This is a genomic window from Cryobacterium sp. PH31-O1, assembly GCF_030063455.1.
Taxonomy (GTDB): domain Bacteria; phylum Actinomycetota; class Actinomycetes; order Actinomycetales; family Microbacteriaceae; genus Cryobacterium.
Map to the genome: position 1 here is coordinate 315,250 of NZ_JASITB010000001.1, position 20,280 is coordinate 335,529.

Sequence of the window (20,280 nt, forward strand, 5' to 3'; positions counted from 1 at the left end):
CCGCCTAGCCGGCAGCCAGTACCTCCTTGAGGAAGGAACCGGTGAAACTTTTCTTGACCGTGGCGAGGTGCTCTGGTGTACCGGTGGCGAGCACCTTACCGCCGCCGGATCCGCCCTCTGGGCCGAGGTCGATCACCCAGTCGGCGGACTTGATGACGTCGAGGTTGTGCTCGATCACGATGACGGTGTTGCCCTTGTTGACCAGGCTGTTCAACACGAGTAGCAATTTACGCACGTCTTCGAAGTGCAAGCCCGTTGTGGGCTCGTCGAGCACGTATACGCTGCGCCCGTTGGAGCGGCGTTGCAGTTCGGTGGCGAGCTTCACCCGCTGGGCTTCGCCGCCGGAGAGGGTGGTAGCACTCTGCCCGAGGCGCACGTAGCCGAGTCCGACCTCGACGAGCGTCTTGAGAAAGCGGTGGATGGAAGAAATCGGTTCGAAGAAATCGGCCGCTTCGCTGATCGGCATGTCGAGGACTTCGGCGATGTTCTTGCCTTTGTAGTGCACGGTGAGGGTGTCGCGGTTGTACCGGTCTCCCCCGCACACCTCGCAGGCCACGTAGACGTCGGGCAGAAAGTTCATCTCGATCTTGATGGTGCCGTCGCCCGAACAGGCTTCGCAGCGCCCACCCTTGACGTTGAAGCTGAACCGGCCGGGCAGGTAGCCGCGGGTCTTCGATTCGATGGTTTCGGAGAACAGGGTGCGGATCTTGTCGAACACGCCGGTGTAGGTGGCCGGGTTGGACCGCGGCGTGCGACCGATCGGCGCCTGGTCGACGTGGATGACCTTATCGAGCTGTTCCAGTCCTGTGACTCGGGTGTGCTTGCCTGGCAGCTTGCGGGCGCCGTTGAGCCGGTTGGCGAGTACCCGGTACAGGATGTCGTTGACAAGCGACGACTTGCCGGAGCCGCTGACCCCGGTGACGGCCGTAAAGGTGCCGAGCGGAAAGGTCACCGAGACTTTCTGCAGGTTGTTGGCCTCGGCGCCGGTGACGCCGATCAGGCGCTCAGGGTCGATCGGGCGGCGGGTCTGCGGCGTGGCGATGGACTTGCGCCCGGACAGGTAGTCGCCGGTCAGTGACTTGGTGTTGGCCAGCAGCCCTTCATAGGAGCCGGAGTGCACGACGTGCCCGCCGTTGACGCCGGCACCGGGACCGATGTCAACAACCCAGTCGGCGGTCTTGATGGTGTCTTCGTCGTGCTCGACCACGATGAGCGTGTTCCCGAGGTCGCGCAGGGTGACCAGGGTCTCGATCAGACGCCGATTGTCGCGCTGGTGCAGGCCGATGCTCGGTTCGTCGAGCACGTAGAGCACACCGGTGAGGCCGGAACCGATCTGCGTGGCCAGGCGGATACGCTGCGCTTCACCGCCGGAGAGGGTCGCCGCAGCGCGGGCGAGGTTGAGGTAGTTCAACCCGACCCGAATGAGAAAGTCGAGGCGGGCCCGAATCTCACGCAGCACCTGAGCCGCGATGGCCGCCTCCCGGTCGGTGAGGGTGAGCTTGTCCATGAACGCGCGAGCGTCGCTCAAACTGAGCGCGCAGACATCCGCTATGCTCGCGTCGTGCACGAGCACAGCGAGCACCTCAGGCTTGAGCCTGGTGCCCTTGCAGACGTGGCAGTCCACCTCACGCAGGTATTCGGACCAGCGCTGGCGCTGGGTGTCGCTCTCGGCCTGCAGGTATTGGCGCTCGATGTAGGGCACGACACCTTCGAAACCGGAGGTGTAGCTCATCTCCCGGCCGTAGCGGTTCTTCCACTTGACCCGTACCTCGAAGTTGTCGCCGCGCATCACTGCGTTCTGCACCTCGTCGCGGAGTTCGCCCCAGGGAGTGTCGAGCGAGAAATCGAGGTCGCGGGCGAGGCCGTCGAGCAGTTTCTCGTAGTACTGGAACAGACCCTTGCCCTGGGTTGTCCAGGGCAGCACGACGCCCTCTGCGATGCTCAGGTCTGGATCGCCGAGCAGCAGGTCTTCGTCGACGGACATGCGGGTGCCGAGCCCCGAGCATTCCGGGCAGGCCCCGAACGGGGCGTTGAAAGAGAAGGTGCGCGGTTCAATCTCGGTCAGCTGCACCGGGTGGTTGTTGGGGCAGGAGAGCTTCTCCGAGTAGTTCTGCCAGGCCTTGTCTCCTTCTTCGTCGAGGAAGTTGATCTGCACGAGGCCGTCGGTGAGTTTGAGCGCCGTTTCGAGTGAGTCGGTGAGGCGGCTGAGCAGCTCGGGCCCGGCGACGAGTCGGTCAACGATGACGGCGATGTCGTGCTTTTGCTGTTTCTTGAGCGTGGGTGGTTCGCTCAGCTGAATCTGGGTGCCATCGACGATGGCGCGGGAGTAACCGCCGCCGGCGAGTTCCTGGAACAGGTCGACGAACTCGCCCTTCTTCTGCGAAACGATCGGGCTGACCACCTGATAGCGGATGCCCGCCTTCAATTCCATGAGCTGGTCGGCGATCTGCTGCACGGTCTGCGATTGAATGACCTCGCCGCAGACGGCGCAGTGCGGCACGCCGATGCGGGCCCAGAGCAGGCGCATGTAGTCGTAGATTTCGGTGATGGTGCCGACGGTAGACCGCGGGTTGCGGTTGGTTGACTTCTGGTCGATCGAAACGGCCGGGCTCAGGCCCTCGATGAAATCGACGTCGGGCCGGTCAACCTGCCCAAGAAACTGGCGGGCGTAAGCCGAGAGCGACTCGACGTACCGGCGCTGCCCCTCGGCGAAGATCGTGTCGAAGGCGAGCGACGACTTTCCCGACCCGGAGAGCCCGGTGAAGACCACGAGTGAATCGCGCGGTATCTCGAGATCAACGTTGTGGAGGTTGTGCACGCGGGCGCCGCGCACACTGAGTTTTGGGCCTGTTTCTACCTTGGTAATCGACACTTATCGAGTCTATGCAACACCACCGACACCGCTGACCGACAGCTACCGCCGAGAGCGAACATGAAGCCGGCCACGGATAGCGTTTTAGAGTATGTATATACTCAGTAGTTTTTACTCACGTGCTCAAACCGGAGGTTGTATGTCTGTTCGCCAGAGTCTGCTCGCCATCCTTGATCAGGGGCCGTGTTACGGCTATCAGTTGCGAGCCGAATTCGATCGTCGGACTGGCTCAACCTGGCCGCTCAATGTCGGCCAGATCTACAACACCTTGGATCGACTGGAACGTGACGGCCTCGTGCGAAAAGCCGATATTGACGCTGATGGGCAGAACTACGTCGAGATAACCGATGCCGGTCATCTAGAAGTGGCCGAGTGGCTCGGCTCCCCCGTTGTGCGCACCATGGCGACCCGCGACGAACTCGCCGTCAAGCTTGCCGTCGCGGTGACGCTACCGGGAGTGGACATTGCCCAGGTAATTCAAGTGCAACGCAGCGCGACGATGCGCACGCTGCAAGAACTGATCCGCACCAAAAATGCCGCGGCTGATCCAGAATCCGCTGAGCAACTCGCCTGGCTTCTGGTGATTGATTCGCTCATCTTTGCGGCCGAGGCCGAAGCGCGCTGGCTCGAGCACTCGGAGCAGCGGCTGGCCCGAGCTCGCGCCGCTGGCCTTGCCGCTCCCCTGCCGCTGAACACCGAGGTGCCGAGGCGTGGCCGCCCGGCCAGGGCGGCGCGGGTGATCGCATGACAGACCGAGAAATGCAGCACGTGTTCCTGGGAGTGCCAGCTTCTCCAACGCGTGCCGCGAGTGTATGCGACCGCTATTGCAGGTGACCGGCCTTCTCCATCTGACGGAGTTCGCGTTTGAGCTCGGAGAGTTCGTCACGCAGTCGGGCGGCGAGCTCGAACTTGAGTTCACCGGCGGCCTCCAGCATCTGCGAGTTGAGGTCGGCGATGATCGATTCAAGATCGTTCGCACCGTTCGCGGCCAGCCCGACCCGACGGGTCGGTGTCGAACTCTTTCGACGGGCATCTCGACCGGCCAGTAGTTCGGCCGTGTCGGCCTCTTCACGGGCGAGGGCATCGGTGATATCACCGATGCGCTTGCGCAAGGGGGTCGGATCGATGCCGTGCAGGGTGTTGTACGCCACTTGCTTCTCGCGGCGACGATCGGTTTCGTCGATGGCTTTTTCCATGGACGCGGTGAGCCGGTCGGCGTACATGTGCACCTCGCCCGACACGTTGCGTGCGGCTCGGCCGATGGTCTGGATGAGCGAGGTGGCGGAGCGCAAAAACCCTTCCTTGTCGGCATCGAGGATGGCCACGAGCGAGACCTCTGGCAGGTCGAGGCCCTCTCGCAGCAGGTTGATACCGACCAGCACGTCGTAGATGCCGGCGCGAAGTTCGGTGAGGAGTTCTACGCGCCGCAGTGTGTCAACGTCGGAGTGCAGGTAGCGTACCCGCACACCGGCCTCGGTGAGAAAGTCGGTGAGATTCTCGGCCATCTTTTTGGTGAGGGTCGTTACGAGCACACGCTCGTTCTTCTCGGTGCGCTTCTTGATTTCTTCGAGCAGGTCGTCGATCTGCCCTGCGCTCGGCTTGACGATGATCTGGGGGTCGATGAGCCCGGTCGGGCGAATGATCTGCTCGACGATGCCGTCAGCGATCCCCATCTCGTACTTGCCCGGCGTCGCTGAAAGGTACACGGTTTGACCGACGCGGTTCTTGAACTCGTTGAACTTGAGCGGTCGGTTGTCGAGCGCGCTCGGCAGCCGAAAGCCGTGGTCGACCAGGGTGCGCTTGCGCGATGAATCCCCCTCGTACATCGCCCCAATCTGCGGAACGGTAACGTGAGACTCGTCGATGACCATCAGAAAATCGTCGGGAAAGTAGTCCAGCAGGCAGTGCGGCGCTTCACCCGGTTCGCGTGCGTCGATGTGCCGGGAATAGTTTTCGATGCCGGAGCAGAAACCAATTTGCTCCATCATCTCGAGGTCGAAGGTGGTGCGCATGCGAAGACGTTGGGCTTCGAGCAGTTTTCCCTCGCGCTCTAACACCTCTAGCCGTTCGGCTAATTCGACTTCGATGGTGCCAATCGCACGGCGCATCACGTCGTCGCTTGCGACGTAGTGCGAACCAGGAAACACGGACACGGCCTCGAGCTTTTTGACAATTTCGCCGGTGAGCGGATGCAGCGAGTACAGTCCTTCAATTTCGTCACCGAACAGCTCGATGCGAATGGCGAGCTCTTCGTACATGGGAATGATCTCGATGGTGTCGCCGCGTACCCGAAAATTGCCGCGCGAGAAGTCGACGTCGTTGCGCTTATACTGCATGGCCACGAACTTGCGCACGAGCCAGTCGCGACTGACCTTTTGCCCCACCTGCAGCGCAATCATGGCTTGCATGTAGCCCTCTGGGGTGCCGAGCCCATAGATGCACGACACGGTCGACACCACGATAACGTCGCGGCGGCTCAGCAGCGAGTTGGTGGTGGAGTGTCGCAGCCGTTCGACCTCCTCGTTGATCGAGGAGTCCTTCTCAATGAAGGTGTCCGTCTGCGGAACATAGGCTTCCGGCTGGTAATAGTCGTAGTAGGAGACGAAGTACTCGACCGCGTTGTTCGGCATCAGGTCGCGGAATTCGTTGACCAGCTGGGCGGCCAGAGTCTTGTTGTGCGCCAGAACCAGCGTGGGACGCTGCACCTGCTCAATCAGCCAGGCCGTTGTGGCCGATTTACCGGTACCGGTCGCACCGAGCAGCACGATGTCGGTTTCGCCAGCATTGATACGTGCGGCCAGGTCGGCGATCGCGGCCGGCTGGTCGCCGCTCGGCGTGTACTCACTGACCACTTCAAACGGGTTCACAGAGCGCGTGGGTTCCATGCCTCCATTCTACAAAGGGGGTCTGACACTCGGCCCTACAGCTCGGATAGCGGCGAGCGGATGTCGTTGCTCACGCGGTTCGCGTGGGCTTCCGCTGTGCGCACCCGCTCCCAGAGCGCGTCGACCTGGGCCAGAGTGGCGTCGACGGTGCCGGTGTTGTCGATCACGACATCGGCCAGGGCCAGTCTGTCCGCGTCGCTCGCCTGCGCGGAGATGCGCTGTGTTGCTTCCTCCCGGGTCAGGCCACGCAAGTCCACCATGCGCTGAATACGAGTGCCAGCGCCGGCGTGCACGACGACAATCAGATCAAACGTGACCAGGCCGCCAGCGACAGCCTGGGCCAGGAGCGGGACGTCGTAGACGACGATCGCGTGCGGGTCTGCGGCCCCTGCGGCAGCAACCCGATCCCGGGTGAGTTGCCGCACTGCCGGATGAGTGATGGCGTTCAGCCGCTCCCTTCGGGTTTGATCGGCGAAGATGACAGTGCCCAGCGCTGCTCGATTCAGGCTGCCTTCGGCCAGCAGAATATCGTTGCCGAACTCGGCAACGATCGCGGCAAGGCCAGGCGTTCCGGGTTCAACCACTTCACGGGCCAGCTGATCGGCGTCGATACCCACGGCTCCCAGAGCGGCCAGACGTTTCGCCACGGTGCTCTTGCCCGACGCGATCCCGCCGGTCAGCCCAATCAGATACATTACGCAATGCTATCTGGTGGCGTACATCGGCGGCTCACCGCGAAGAACTTTGACCCGTGAAGGTCAGCCTAGAGCACGCTTGATCTCGGCCAGGAGTGCCTCCCGGTTAAAGTCCGGCTTGTTCATGGCCACCACCGGCTGCGCCGGGTCAAAATCAATGGTGTCCTGTTCCTCGTCGGTGATTTTCAGCGACGACATTACCAAAACGGGGATGCGCTGAGTAGCGACATTGTGCTGAAGGGCGCGCACGATCTTAAACCCTCGGAGGTCTTCCATCATGAGATTGATCATGATGAGGTCCGGCGGCAGGGTTACGGCAGCGTTGATCGCCGCCTCGTTGGAAGCGGCTGCCTCGACGCGATAGGCCGGCTTCTCCAAAAAGGACGTGACGAGTTCGACCGTTTGGCGGTCGTCGTCGACTACCAGAACGCGCCGAATGTGAGACCGGGCAGGTCGCAGCCCGAGCAGGGTGAGAGACTTCTGCAACTCTGCGCGCTGCAAAGGCTTTTCCAGAACGGCAGCGGCTCCACGGCTAAGTGCCATACCTATGTTCGGAAGGCCGGCAATAACCACAACGGGGATGGAGGCCAAGGCAGCCGACTCGTGCAATCTGAGCAAGAATTCCCATCCGTCCATACCTGGAAGGCGCAGATCAAGAGTAATCAGGTTTAGGGGTATGCGCTGCGCGAGCTCCAGGGCTTCTTCACCACTCGGAGCCGATATGACATGAAACCCCTCCGCTTCTAATAAAAGCCGAACCAACTTGGATGAATTTGGATCGTCTTCGACAACGAGTGCTGTTGAGTGACCGCTCGGCGCGGCAATGCTCGCTACGGTGGGGGAATGCGTCGCAGGCATTGACCCAGAATCGTCCTCGACCGTGATCTCAGGATTGTCGGCGGGGTGAAGACTATACATGGGACTCTCCGATGGGGCTGTCGTGCATGGAATACGTATTCGCTCTCGAATCCCAGCTAGGCCCAGGGGTGCATCGGTGGAAAACTCAGCGGCGAAGACAATCCCGTCAGGCACGAGATCATAAGCCATAAGAGGATAGATCCTCAGGTATCAGTGTAGAGCACGAATTTGCTAAGTGGATGTGCCCGTGCGCAAGCCCCGCTCAGGGCAGGAGAGCCGCAGTGAACCCGGCAAGTGATGCACAACGGGCCGCATCCCTAAGGATGCGGCCCGTTGTCAGCGTCTTCTTAAGGCGCCGTAGTGCGGTGGTGCTGCAGTGCTAGTTGCCGCCGGAGAGCTTCTCGCGGAGCGCCGCGAGTGCTTCGTCGTCGGCGAGCGTGCCGGCGCCAGCCGACTCGCTCGAGAACGCAGAGCCGGCCGGTGCGACGTCGCTGGGGGCAGCGATCTCGTCGTTCGCGGTCGAAACCTGCTTCTTGTGGGCTTCCCAGCGAGCCTGGGCGGCAGCGTAGTCCTGCTCCCACTTTTCGCGCTGCTCGTCAAAGCCTTCGCGCCACTCGTTGGTCTCGGAGTCGAAGCCTTCGGGGTACTTGTACTGGCCCTTGTCGTCATACTCGGTGAGCATGCCGTAGAGGGCTGGGTCGAACTCGGTACCGTCGGGGTCGACGCCATCGTTAGCCTGCTTGAGGCTCAGCGAAATGCGGCGACGCTCAAGGTCGATGTCGATGACCTTCACGAAGACCTCGTCGCCGACAGAGACAACCTGCTCGGCGAGCTCAACGTGCTTTCCGGACAGTTCGCTGATGTGCACGAGGCCCTCGATGCCCTCGGCAACGCGAACGAACGCGCCGAACGGAACGAGCTTGGTGACCTTACCCGGTGCAACCTGGCCAATGGCGTGGGTGCGGGCGAATACCTGCCACGGGTCTTCCTGCGTTGCCTTGAGCGAGAGCGACACGCGTTCACGGTCGAGGTCGACCTCGAGAATCTCGACGGTGACTTCCTGGCCAACTTCAACGACCTCGCTGGCGTGCTCAATGTGCTTCCAGGACAGCTCGGAAACGTGAACCAGGCCGTCGACGCCGCCGAGGTCGACGAACGCACCGAAGTTGACGATCGACGAGACAACGCCCTTACGAACCTGTCCCTTCTGGAGGTTGTTGAGGAACGTGGTGCGGCTTTCGCTCTGCGTCTGCTCAAGCAGGGCGCGACGCGACAGCACGACGTTGTTGCGGTTCTTGTCGAGCTCGAGGATCTTCGCTTCAATCTCCTGCCCCAGGTACGGGGTCAGGTCGCGCACGCGGCGAAGTTCGATGAGCGATGCCGGCAGGAAGCCACGCAGGCCGATGTCGACGATGAGTCCACCCTTGACGACCTCGATGACCGAACCGGTGACAACACCGTCGGACTCCTTGATCTTCTCAACGTCTCCCCATGCACGCTCGTACTGAGCGCGCTTCTTCGACAGGATGAGGCGGCCTTCTTTGTCTTCCTTCTGAAGAACGAGGGCCTCGACCAGGTCGCCGACCTTGACAACCTCGGAAGGGTCAACGTCGTGCTTGATGGAAAGTTCGCGGGAGGGGATGACACCCTCGGTCTTGTACCCAACGTCGAGGAGAACCTCGTCGCGGTCGATCTTCACAACGGTGCCCTCGATGAGGTCTCCGTCGTTGAAGAATTTCAGAGTCTTTTCGACCGCGGCAAGAAAGTCTTCAGCAGATCCAATGTCGTTGATGGCGACCTGCTTAGGTGCCCGTTCGGTCGTTGCGATTGTCATGTAGTAGTTGCTCCAGGATGGACATAGTCGGGCCACACGCGAAAAGTCGTTCAGATTTTATGAATGTTCCGCGGTATTGAAGACCGTGGAACGCTCCGCGCATGGCAGCGGATAGGCGCCACAAATGTGACACTCTATCCTAGCTACCAGACTCCCTCACGGGCAACTTGACCACGACACGCAACCCGGCAACCTGACCGGGTTGAAGCGTGACCGCACCAAACGGATGCCCTACTTCAGCAGTGCCGAGCGCAACGTGTCCAACCCCACGCCACCGAGGTCGAGAGCCGAGCGGTGGAATTCCTTGATTGAGAAGGCCGCGCCCTGTCGCTGCTGCGCAGCATCGCGGAGTTGCTCCCAGATTCGCTGCCCGACTTTATAGGAAGGCGCCTGACCCGGCCAGCCCAGGTAGCGGTTAACCTCGAATTTAACGAAGCTCTCATTCATGTTGACGTTCTGGCCGAGAAATTCGAAGGCGTGGTCCGCCGTCCACGGACCGGAACCGTCTGGCAGGGTCTTGCCGAGGTGCACTCCGATATCGAGAACGACGCGAGCGGCGCGCATCCGCTGCCCGTCGAGCATGCCGAGGCGGTCAGCCGGGTCGTCAAGGTAACCGAGTTGTTCCATCAGTCGCTCAGCGTAGAGCGCCCAACCCTCGGCATGGCCGGAGGTGCCGGCCAGCTGGCGGCGCCAGGTGTTGAGTTTGGCGCGGTTGTATACGGCCTGGCCGATCTGCAGGTGGTGGCCGGGCACACCCTCGTGATAAACGGTGGTGAGTTCGCGCCAGGTATCGAATTCAGTCACTCCGACGGGCACGGACCACCACATGCGGCCCGGCCGGGAGAAGTCGTCGGTCGGCCCTGTGTAATAGATGCCGCCTTCCTGCGTGGGGGCGATCATGCACTCGATGGTTTTGATTTCATCAGGAATGTCGAACTGGGTGTCGGCGAGGTCGGCCACGGCCTTGTCGCTGGTCTTCTGCATCCACTCCTGCAGGGCCTGAGTACCGTGCAGCTTGCGGCTGGGGTCGGTGTCGAGGTAGGCGATGGCCTCGAGAACGCTCGCGCCGGGTTTGATCTGGTCGGCGACCTTCTCTTGTTCTTCGACCATGCGGGCGAGCTCTTCGATGCCCCACTCATAGGTCTCGTCGAGGTCGATCGTGGCGCCAAGAAATCGGCGCGAGGCGAGGGCATACAGGTCGCGGCCGATCGCGTCGTCTGTTGTGGCTTTACCCTCGAGTTCGGTGCTGAAGAATGTCGCGAGTTTGTCGTAGGCCGTAGCTGAGCGACGCGCGCCAAGGCCGAGGTCCTTGGCCAAGGAGGCGGGCAGGGTACCGTCATCGAGCGCCGCATTAGCAGCGAAATCAGCAAAGAATCCGTCGTTGGCGGCGTGGCGCTGAGCCTGAACCAGCACCTCACGTACCTGGCGTCGCGCCGGCGTCACGCCGCGTTCGATGCCGCGGCGCAGAGTCTCGATGTAGCCATCGATGGCGGCGGGCAGGTTGCCCAGCCGGGAGGCTATGTTCGCCCAGTCGTCGACCGTCTTGGTGGGCATGAGATCGAAGATTTCACGAATTTCTTGCGCCGGTGAGGCGATGACGTTGAGATCGCGCAGCTGCAGCTGCGCGTCCGAACTTTCCACGCTCAGCGATAACTCGCTGCGCAGGTCGGTCTGCGTGACCTCGTCGACGCTGTCGACCGCACGGGCGGCATCTAGTTGGCCAATCGTCTTCTTCGCCTCGTCGACGAAACGTTCGTGCCCGGCCGGGGAGTAGTCCCCGTACCGTCCGTCACCCTCGGTGCGGCCGATGTACGTACCGACGGTCGGGTCGAGGTCGACGAGCGTGTCCACCCACTTCTCAGCGATCTGATCGATGGCCGTCGGAGTGCGCTGGATCTCGTTTGTCATGTCATGAGCCTAGAACAAGACACCCCCATCTGAACCCCCAAATTGGGGAAACTGGCCGCTCAACCGCCAGACATCACGCCCGCGTTTAAGCCGGTGAACACGCGAGTGCGCAAGCCAGCGATCAGTGCGCGGCGGCGTCCCAGTTCGGTCCGCGACCGACCTGCACCTCAAGCGGCACGAGAAGGTCGGCGGCGGATTCCATGTTCTGGGTGACCACCTGGCGCAGGGCATCCCACTCCCCCGGAGCCGCGTCGAAGATCAATTCGTCGTGAACCTGCAGCAGCATGCGAGAATCCATCTCGGTATCCGCCAGATCGGCGGCAATACCGTTCATGGCAATCTTCATGATGTCGGCGGCCGAACCCTGGATCGGCGCGTTGAGGGCCGCGCGTTCGGCGTTGTCGCGCAGCACCCGCTTGGGGCTGGCCAGGTCGGGGAAGGGGCGGCGGCGACCGTAGATCGTTTCGGTGTAACCGTCGACCTTGGCCTGTTCGACAACGTTGCGCAGGTAGTCGCGCACCGCGCCGAACCGCTCGAAGTAGTCGGTCATGAGCTGCTTGGCCTCTTTGGTGTCGATGCGCAGCTGCTTGGACAGCCCGAAGGCGCTTAGGCCGTAGGCGAGCCCGTAGCTCATGGCTTTGACCTTGCTGCGCATCTCGGAGGAGACATCGGCGGGATCGACGCCGAAGATGCGCGAACCGACGAAGCGGTGCAGGTCTTCGCCGGCGTTGAATGCTTCAATCAGCCCGGCGTCTTCGGAGAGGTGCGCCATGATGCGCATCTCAATCTGTGAGTAGTCGGCGGTGAGCAGGCTTTCGCTGCCCGCACCGGCCTGGAACGCGGCGCGGATGCGCCTGCCCTCCTCGGTGCGCACCGGAATGTTCTGCAGGTTGGGGTCGTTCGAGGAGATGCGGCCGGTTGTGGTGCCGATCTGCACGTAGGTGGTGTGGATGCGACCGGTCGTGTCGATGGCTTTGTCGAGGGTTTCCACGATTTGACGCAACTTGGTGGCATCGCGGTGCTTGAGCAGCAGGTCGAGAAAAGGATGCGGGTTGCTGGCCTGCAGGTCGGCAAGAGCGCCGGCATCCGTTGAAAAACCGGTCTTGTTGGCGCGGGTCTTGGGCATCTCGAGTTGGTCGAACAGCACGTCCTGCAGCTGTTTGGGCGAGCCGAGGTTCACTTCTCGGCCGATCTCGGCATAGGCGGCGGCGGCGAGGCTCGCCGTGCTGGCGCCGAGCTCGGCGGACAGCTCGGCGAGTTGCTCGTGCGACACGCTCACGCCGGCCAGTTCCATGTCGGCGAGGGCCAGCAGCGTCGGCAGCTCGATGTCGATGAGCAATTTGAGCGACCCGGGGTCGAGGGCCTTCTCGACAGCGGAGAACACGCGCAGGGTGTACCAGGCCTGGGCTGGAGCGCCGGACTGTTGGGTCTCGTCTGGTACGAGTTGATTCGGGTCGGCGATGGGGAGGGTTTCGTCGAGGTAGCGCGATACGAGGTCGGCCAGGGTCTTGTCGGGACCGCCGGGCCGGATGAGCCAGGCGCCGACCAGCGTGTCGAAGGCCAAGCCAGTGAACGGCAGCCCGCTGCGGCGCAACGCCTTCACCTGATGTTTGGCGTCGTTCATGATCTTCGGAGCGTCGCTCGCGAGCCAGGATTCGAGCGGAGCGTAGTCGGCGCGACCGGGCTGCCAGGGCAGGTTGAGGGTTTCAACGGGGCTGGCCAGGCCGAAACCAATGGCCCGGCCGTCTTGCACCTCCACCGTGAGGCCGAGTCCGGCCGGGTGGGCGACCGTAGCACGATCCAGCCAGGATTGCAGTTCCTCATCGAGCAGGTCCTGCGCGACGGGGGCCTGCACTGCCGGCGCCTCGTCGATTACAGCGGTGAGAGCGGAGCCTTCGGCCGCCGGGTCTTCGCCGGCGAGCTTGAGCACCCGGTCGAGGAGGGTCTTGAACTCGAGGCGGGTGAAGATGTCGCGCACGGCATCGGTGTTCATTGCGCCGCGTTCGAGGGCGGCAACCTTCATGGGCAGCTCCAGGTCGGTGACCAGACGGTTGAGGCGGCGGTTGCGAATCGCGTTCTCTTTCTGTTCCCGCAGGTTGTTGCCGACGACGCCCTTGATCTCGTCGGCGTGTTCGAGGATGCCGTCGAGGCTGCCGTACAGGCCGAGCCATTTTACCGCGGTCTTCTCGCCGACCTTACTGATGCCGATGAGGTTGTCACTCGTTTCGCCAACGAGGGCGGCGACGTCGGGGTACTGCTCGGGTTCGATTCCGTAGCGTTTACGCACGCGGGCCGGGTCGTAACGGGTGAGGGCTGACACTCCCTGGCTGGCGGGGTAGAGCAGGGTGACAGTTTCGTTGACCAGCTGGATGGCGTCACGGTCACCGGAGACCACGAGCACGTTGTAGCCGGCCGCGGTGCCTTCGACCGACAGGGTTGCGAGAATGTCGTCGGCCTCGAAGTCTTCCTTGGTGATGGTCGAGATGTTCATCGCGGCGAGGGCTTCCTGCAGCAGCGGAATCTGGCCGAGGAACTCCGGCGGAGTCGCATTACGGGTGCCCTTGTACTCGGGGTATTCCCTGGTACGAAAGGAGGCGCGCGAAATATCGAAGGCGACCGCCAGATGGGTCGGTTTCTCGTTGCGCAGCAGGCTGAGCAGCATCGACAGAAAACCGTGAATGGCGTTCGTATGCTGCCCGGCGTGGGTCTGGAAGCTGTCCACTGGCAGGGCGAAGAACGCCCGGAATGCCAGGGAATGGCCGTCGATGATCATCAGGGTAGGCTTTTCGGAGTCCAGCACTCCCCCAGCCTACAAGTGTCTTCACGCGTGGGCTCCCCGACCAAAGGTGATCATGTTCGAAACGACTGACGACGCACTCGCCTGGATTCAGCAGCGCGGCGGCGGAGACCTGGCCGAGAAAATGGGGCTGGAGTTCACCGAGTTCACCATCGACCGGGCCGTGGCCCGGATGCCCGTGGCTGGCAACACGCAACCCGCCATGCTCATGCACGGCGGCGCCTATGTCGTGCTCGGCGAGTCGCTGGGCTCGATGGCAGCGAACCTGCACGCCGGGCCAGGCAAGCTCGCCGTCGGCATCGAGATCAACGCCTCGCACAATCGGTCGGCGACGTCCGGTTACGTCACCGGGGTCTGCACCCCGATTCACCTCGGACGCACGCTGACGACCCACGAAATCGTGGTCACCGACGACGACGGGCGCCGCTGCTCGACGATTCGAATCACGAACATCATCAAAGATCTGCCACCGAAGGCCTAGATCGGTTCAGGGCCTGGCTCAACCAGGCTGATGAAAGCGCTCAGTTCGGCCACTCCCACCGGCGTGACGGGCAGATATTCGGTCAGCGCGGGCGAATAGACCAGGAAGGCGGCCCATTTCGCACGCGAAATGGCCACGTTCAGGCGATTCTTCATGATGAGGAACGCCATGCCACGTGGCACGTCATCTGCCGAGGACGCAGCGAGCGTGACGATCGCGACGGCCGCCTCCTGGCCCTGGAACTTGTCGACCGTCCCCACGCGAACATCGCGATAGCCGGCAGCGGCGAGTGCCTCCCGCACGAGCGTCAACTGCGCGTTATAGGGCGTGACAACGATGACATCCGCCTGGCTCAGCTGGTCGTTGTTCCGACCGGCGGTAGGGTCGGTCCAGCGGCGACCGAGGACGTTGCGCAGGAGCGACACGACGGCATCCGCTTCTTCCGGCGAGGAAATCGCGTTACCGGTGTGCTCGACCGGGACCGCATGCAGACCCGGTGCGATGCCCACCAGCCGGCGGGTCGCGGCGACCGGGTTGGCGCGCAGCACTCCGCCGTAGGAGAGCCGGGAGACGGGGCCGGTGACCGCCGGATGCATGCGGCGGCTGTCGGCGAGAAAATAGCCTCGGGTGGCCGGCAGCACATCGTGGCCGGCCGCGACCCAACCGAGCGCGGACTGGTCGATCGGCTCGGGGTGCGTGCCCTGACTGACCTGCGGCAACTGTTGGGGGTCGCCGAGCAGCAGCAGGTTGCGGGCTCCCGCGCTGGCTGCGATCGTCGCGGCGAGCGAGAACTGCCCGGCCTCGTCGATCACGAGCAGGTCGAGGCTGTGCCGCGGAATGCGCGCCGCATTGCTGAAGTCCCAGGCGGTGCCGCCGATGACGAATCCGGTGGCGGCGTGCTGCAGGCCGAAGAGCAGTTGGCCGTCCTTCGGGAGCGCGGTGTAGGCGACCGGTGCGGGGTCGGCACCGGTTTTCGCGACCTTCCCGACCAGAGTGACGTCGAGCCCGGCCGTGACGACGGCGCCCAGCAGGTTCTCCACGACCGCATGCGACTGGGCGACGACGCCGATCTTCCAGCCGTGCTGCTGCACGAGCGTCGTGATGACGTGGGCGCCCAGGTATGTCTTGCCGGTGCCGGGCGGCCCCTGCACCGCGAGGTAGGAGTCGTCGAGGTCGAGCAGGGTCGCAATCACGGCGTCAATGGTCGTACCGTCAGCGGATACCGGTGTGAGGCGACCAGCGCCGGTACGAGGCGGGGTTCGTCGCAGAATGTCAACCATCGGGTCGCGCGGCCAGCCTGGCTGCGCGTTGACGATGGCTTCGGCCCACTCATCGATGGCGGGTTTCTGCTGCAACGGCCGGGGAGGCGCGGCCGGTGCGAGAGCGCTCGGCCGATGGCTGTACCGGGCCGTGTCTTTCTGGAGCGTCTCTTCAACGAGAATGTTGCCGTCATCGGTGACCTGGAGCACTTTCACTGTGCGGTGGGTGCGGGCGCCTTCTGAGGTGTCGGGGTTTTTGAAGGGCCCTGGGTATTCGTAGAGCAGGTACGGTCCGGCCTGGTCGCCCGGCTTGATACTGCTGCCCGGGGCGAGTCGCCCGCGCAGCCACAGGTGCCGACGATCGACGCGTTGCTGGCCTTCCCTGAACCAGTCACGCGCTACGTCAACCTGCTCGACGACGAGCACGTCACGGTTGTCCTGCCATTCGTCGACCGGATACTCGAGTCGAAAATAATGCCCCCACCAGAAACTCTTCTGTTCCCGCCGGTGGTAGTCGATTGCGGCGGCAGCGAAAGCGGCGGCAGTCTGGTCGGCACTGCGCGGGGAGCGCCCGGTCGTGACCGCGAGTGAAAGCAAGGCGTCGCGTACCGATGATGGCTCAATCGGGCCGGTATCCGCTGCGGTCGCCGTGCCGATCGAACGGATGCCGGCCCGGCGCGCCAATGTCAGCAGCCAGTCCCGAAGGCGCAGCGTTGACAGGCAGTCGTAGCGGTTGTAGTCAGCGATTGAGTCGAGCATCCGCTGGGCTTCGGCCGCATCGCCGTGCGCGTGCAGGTCACGGGCTGCGGCGTATTCGCTGATCGAGTCGGCGGCATTGGTGACCTCACCGCCGCGCAATTCCGCGCCCATGTAGAGCGGTTCAAGCTTCTTGATCGAGTAGGAGCGCGATCCGACGCGTACGCTCTTGCGCACGAGGGGATAGAGGTCGACCAGCACGTTTTCTCGCAACAGCTGATCGATCTGGTCTTCGCCGACGCCGTGGCGGGCAGCGAGGCTGAGCAGGTGGGTGCGCTCGTAGGCGGCGTAATGATAGACGTGCATACCCGGAAACTCAGCGCGGCGCTTGTTGAGGTAGGCCAGGAAGTCGACGAGAGCCTGCTTCTCGTCACACCAGGTGTGCGCCCAGAATGCGCGAAAGGATTCATCGGTGTCGACCAGGCCGAACAGGTAGTCCAGGCCCCACTGAGTGGTCGCGCCCACGGTCGCAGCCACGGTCGCAGCCTCTTCGGTATAGAGCGGGTCACCCTCGAAGTCGAAAAAAATATCGCCGGGATTCGGCTCGGGCAGCACTGCCAGCGCCCCCGGATTGAACACATCTACCGGCAGTGCTGCGCCCGAGATCGACTGAAGCTGCAGGCGCGCCTGCGTGCGGAGGGCGGCGAGCGTCGAGTCGGCTATGCCGTGCATTTCACCCGTGGACGCCGCGAGGTCGTCGATGGTGCGAATGCCACCTGCCGCCAGCCGGGCCCGCTGTGACAGCCGCAAGCCGGCGACGAGCAGTGGATCGTGGTGCGCCAGCACCTCCGTCTCACAGGTGGCACAGCGCCCACAGACCGTGTAGCGCGGGTCTCCCCAGGCGACGGCCGCCGAATCGGCAAGTCGTTCGGTGATGATCTGTACCAGGCGCTGCTTGCGCTTGCGGTACACGGGTTCGATATCAGCGAGACGATGCACGCTCACCGAACCGTCGCCGAGCAGCAGCTCCACGGTGTCGGCGACAGCCACGCCAATGCGGTCAAGTTGCTCGGCGTAGGCGGCCAGCTGCAGCAGGGCGGTGACACGGGCGTGCCGGGCGAGTTTGGTGTCTTGCAGAAGCCAGCTGCCATCAGCCTGTCGCACGATGAAGTCGGCGAACCCGAGAAAGCAGATTTCTGCGGTGGGCGAGCCGAATTCGGGGTCAAAGAACGTGGCCTGAAAGATAACCTCCGCGTGCGCGCTGAAAGCCAGCCGCGTGTCGTCGGCCGCTGCCTGCAGGGCGGGGCGCGCCATCCGCTCGGGCCGGGCGATTTCGACTACCGACCCGCCGCGCCGGTAACGTTCGAGCACCCGGTGTTCGTGCTCGTCTCCGAGTCGCGAGGTGCGTTCGAGCATGGCGTCGACCGGGTCTTGCCCAACGTCGATGCGGCCGAGCTTTCCGTCGATGCGCCGCAGAAACGCAAACTCGCAGACGGATGCCGCGCTCAGGTCGCTCGCGCTGGTCACCACGCCGCCGTCTAGTAGGAACACGCGCCCGCCCTTCGTCAGTTTCGAGCGTAGCGGGCGCCCCCGACACGCGGCCTCGAACGTCGTCGGCTGCTCCCGACCGGTACGAGAACGGCCCGGCAGAATCTGCCGGGCCGTTCGCTCACCGCGGTACTACTATTTCTTGGCGCTGAGCTGCTCGATGATCGCCTGGGAGACGTCGTGCATGGTGAGGCGGCGATCCATCGAGGCCTTCTGGATCCAGCGGAAGGCTTCCGGCTCGGTGAGGCCCATCTTTTCGTTGAGCAGGCCCTTGGCCCGGTCGACGAGCTTACGAGTCTCGAAGCGCTCGACCAGGTCGGCGACCTCGGCCTCGAGGGTGATGATCTGGCTGTACCGCGAGAGGGCGATCTCGATCGCGGGCAGTAGGTCGTTGGGGGTGAAGGGCTTGACGACGTAGGCGAGGGCTCCGGCTTCGGTGGCGCGCTCGACGAGTTCTTTCTGGCTGAACGCGGTCAACAGCACGACCGGGGCGATGTGCTCCTTGGAGAGGCGCTCAGCAGCGCTGATGCCGTCGAGCTGGGGCATCTTGACGTCCATGATGACCAGGTCGGGGCGCAGCTCCCGCGCCAGGGCAACGGCTGTTTCTCCGTCACCGGCTTCGCCGACGACTTCAAAGCCGTTGTCGCGCAGAATCTCGACGATGTCGAGGCGGATGAGGGATTCATCCTCAGCGACGACAACGCGGCGCGGAGGGGTGGGGGTGCTGTCTTGGTCGGTCACGAGGAAAGCCTACGGTATTCTGAACGAGTAGTTGCAAGCCGGTGTGGCGGAATGGCAGACGCGGAGCACTCAAAATGCTTTGTTCGCAAGGACGTGTGGGTTCGAGTCCCACCACCGGTACCAGATATCAAGGCCAGTGCGCCGACAGCGTGCAGGAGAGTGCAGAGTCGGTTCTCGAATCGGAACACACAAAAGCCCCGCCCGAGACGACCCGGGCGGGGCTTTCGTTTAGAGCACTACTTCTTGACGTAGGCCGGTGCGACCTCGTTGTGGGCGTCGCCAACGCGGTGCACGCGAATGTCGTTGGTCGAGCCGACGATTCCGGGAGGGGAGCCGGAGATGACGACAACCTTGTCACCGATTTCGGCCAGGCCCTGACCGATGAGGATGTCATCGACCTGACCGAACATGGCATCCGTGTGCGTCACCGACTCAACCAGATACGTCTGAATGCCCCAGGTCAGTGCCAGACGGCGACGGATGCCCGGCTCGGGCGTGAACGCGAGCATCGGGATCTTGGACCGCAGACGCGACATGCGCCGCGCTGAATCACCCGACTCTGTGAAGATGCAGAGGAACTTGGCATCAACGAACTCGGCGACCTCGATGGCCGCGAGAGTGATGGCTCCACCCTGCGTGCGCGGCTTGTTGGTCAGCTTGCCAATGCGCTCGAGGCCGTGGACCTCGGTCGATTCGACGATCCTGGCCATGGTCTGCACCGTTACAACGGGGTATTCACCGACGCTGGTCTCACCACTGAGCATGACCGCATCCGCACCATCGAGCACGGCGTTGGCGACGTCGCTGGTCTCGGCGCGGGTGGGAACAGGGCTGTGGATCATCGATTCGAGCATCTGGGTGGCAACGATGACCGGCTTGGCCATGCGCCGGGCGATTTCAACCGCCTGCTTCTGCACGATCGGCACGGCCTCAAGCGGCAGCTCAACGCCCAGGTCGCCTCGGGCGACCATGATGGCGTCGAATGCGTCAATGATCTCTTCGAGATTGTCGACGGCCTGTGGCTTCTCGATCTTGGCGATCACCGGAACGCGGCGGCCTTCTTCGGCCATGATCTCGTGCACCCGAGTGATGTCGGATGCATCGCGCACGAAGGAGAGCGCGATTAGGTCGGTGCCGAGCCGCAGACCCCAGCGCAGGTCCGCCTCGTCCTTTTCGGACAGGGCGGGCACGTTGACGGCCACACCGGGCAGGTTGATGCCCTTGTTGTTGGAGACCGGGCCGGCGACGATGACGCGCGTGGTGACGACGACGCCATCCGTTTCGACAACCTGGACTTTCACCTTGCCGTCATCGATCAGCAGAAAATCGCCGGCGTGCACATCGTTCGGCAGGCCCTTGAACGTGGTGCCGGAGAGCTCCTTGGTGCCGACCACGTCTTCGGTGGTGATCTTGAAAATGTCACCGACCGCGAGTTCGTACGGGCCGCCCTCGAACTTGCCGAGGCGAATCTTGGGACCTTGCAGGTCGACCATGACGGCGACGGCGCGTCCGGAGTCGTTCGCGGCCTTGCGCACGTTGGCGTAGACGCCCTCGTGCACCTGGTAGTTGCCGTGGCTCAGGTTCATGCGGCAGACGTCGACGCCCGCGTCAATGAGCGCTCTGATCTGCTCGTAGCTGGCAGCCGCCGGCCCGAGGGTGGCAACGATTTTTGCGCGTCTCATTCTGGTGAATCTCCAATTTCCGCG

The 20,280-nt window shown here is 63.3% G+C and carries 12 protein-coding genes and 1 tRNA gene; 3 read left to right on the forward strand and 10 right to left on the reverse strand.

Annotation, left to right across the window (positions count from 1 at the left end):
* Positions 1-4: 4 nt before the first annotated feature.
* Entirely contained in the window at positions 5-2,872 is a 2,868-nt protein-coding gene (gene uvrA / locus QMK31_RS01510) for an excinuclease ABC subunit UvrA (protein WP_283499186.1), read from the reverse strand.
* A gap of 139 nt (positions 2,873-3,011) precedes the next feature.
* Between uvrA and QMK31_RS01515 the strand changes: the two genes are divergently transcribed.
* Entirely contained in the window at positions 3,012-3,620 is a 609-nt protein-coding gene (locus QMK31_RS01515) for a PadR family transcriptional regulator (RefSeq protein WP_283499187.1), read from the forward strand.
* 73 nt (positions 3,621-3,693) lie between these two features.
* Here the strand turns inward: QMK31_RS01515 and uvrB are convergent, their stop codons facing one another.
* The 6 genes from uvrB to polA form a co-directional block, all read right to left on the reverse strand.
* Positions 3,694-5,757 (reverse strand): excinuclease ABC subunit UvrB, encoded by a 2,064-nt coding sequence (uvrB, locus tag QMK31_RS01520; protein ID WP_283499188.1) that lies wholly within the window; start codon positions 5,755-5,757, stop codon positions 3,694-3,696.
* Between the two features lie 35 nt (positions 5,758-5,792).
* Positions 5,793-6,452, reverse strand: coding sequence for a dephospho-CoA kinase (gene coaE, locus QMK31_RS01525; protein WP_283499189.1), 660 nt, complete (start codon positions 6,450-6,452; stop codon positions 5,793-5,795).
* A gap of 63 nt (positions 6,453-6,515) precedes the next feature.
* On the reverse strand, positions 6,516-7,370 hold the full coding sequence (locus tag QMK31_RS01530; protein WP_283499190.1) for a response regulator: 855 nt from the start codon (positions 7,368-7,370) through the stop codon (positions 6,516-6,518).
* 319 nt (positions 7,371-7,689) lie between these two features.
* Complete coding sequence (rpsA, locus tag QMK31_RS01535) at positions 7,690-9,144, reverse strand: 30S ribosomal protein S1 (RefSeq protein WP_092107815.1); 1,455 nt, start codon at positions 9,142-9,144, stop codon at positions 7,690-7,692.
* A gap of 231 nt (positions 9,145-9,375) precedes the next feature.
* Positions 9,376-11,052 (reverse strand): DUF885 domain-containing protein, encoded by a 1,677-nt coding sequence (locus QMK31_RS01540; protein WP_283499191.1) that lies wholly within the window; start codon positions 11,050-11,052, stop codon positions 9,376-9,378.
* 121 nt (positions 11,053-11,173) lie between these two features.
* Complete coding sequence (polA, locus tag QMK31_RS01545) at positions 11,174-13,852, reverse strand: DNA polymerase I (protein ID WP_283499192.1); 2,679 nt, start codon at positions 13,850-13,852, stop codon at positions 11,174-11,176.
* Between the two features lie 52 nt (positions 13,853-13,904).
* Here polA and QMK31_RS01550 point away from each other — a divergent pair, with 52 nt between their 5' ends.
* Positions 13,905-14,330 carry a hotdog fold thioesterase gene (locus QMK31_RS01550; RefSeq protein ID WP_283499193.1) on the forward strand — a complete coding sequence of 142 codons (426 nt, stop codon included), beginning with the start codon at positions 13,905-13,907 and terminating at the stop codon, positions 14,328-14,330.
* Here QMK31_RS01550 and QMK31_RS01555 read toward each other — a convergent pair.
* Positions 14,327-17,836, reverse strand: a complete 3,510-nt coding sequence (locus QMK31_RS01555; protein ID WP_283499194.1) for a TM0106 family RecB-like putative nuclease — start codon at positions 17,834-17,836, stop codon at positions 14,327-14,329. The genes QMK31_RS01550 and QMK31_RS01555 overlap by 4 nt on opposite strands.
* Before the next feature lie 132 nt (positions 17,837-17,968).
* A complete protein-coding gene (locus QMK31_RS01560; RefSeq protein WP_035879545.1) occupies positions 17,969-18,574 on the reverse strand; it encodes an ANTAR domain-containing response regulator in 606 nt (201 codons plus the stop codon).
* Positions 18,575-18,611: 37 nt separating this feature from the next.
* On the opposite strand from QMK31_RS01560, the gene QMK31_RS01565 reads away from it, so the two are divergent.
* Positions 18,612-18,697, forward strand: a tRNA-Leu gene (locus QMK31_RS01565).
* A 113-nt stretch (positions 18,698-18,810) separates the two neighbouring features.
* On the opposite strand, the gene pyk is transcribed toward QMK31_RS01565, so the two are convergent.
* Positions 18,811-20,256: a pyruvate kinase gene (pyk, locus tag QMK31_RS01570; RefSeq protein ID WP_283499195.1), complete on the reverse strand. Its 1,446-nt coding sequence runs from the start codon at positions 20,254-20,256 to the stop codon at positions 18,811-18,813.
* Between the last annotated feature and the right edge of the window lie 24 nt (positions 20,257-20,280).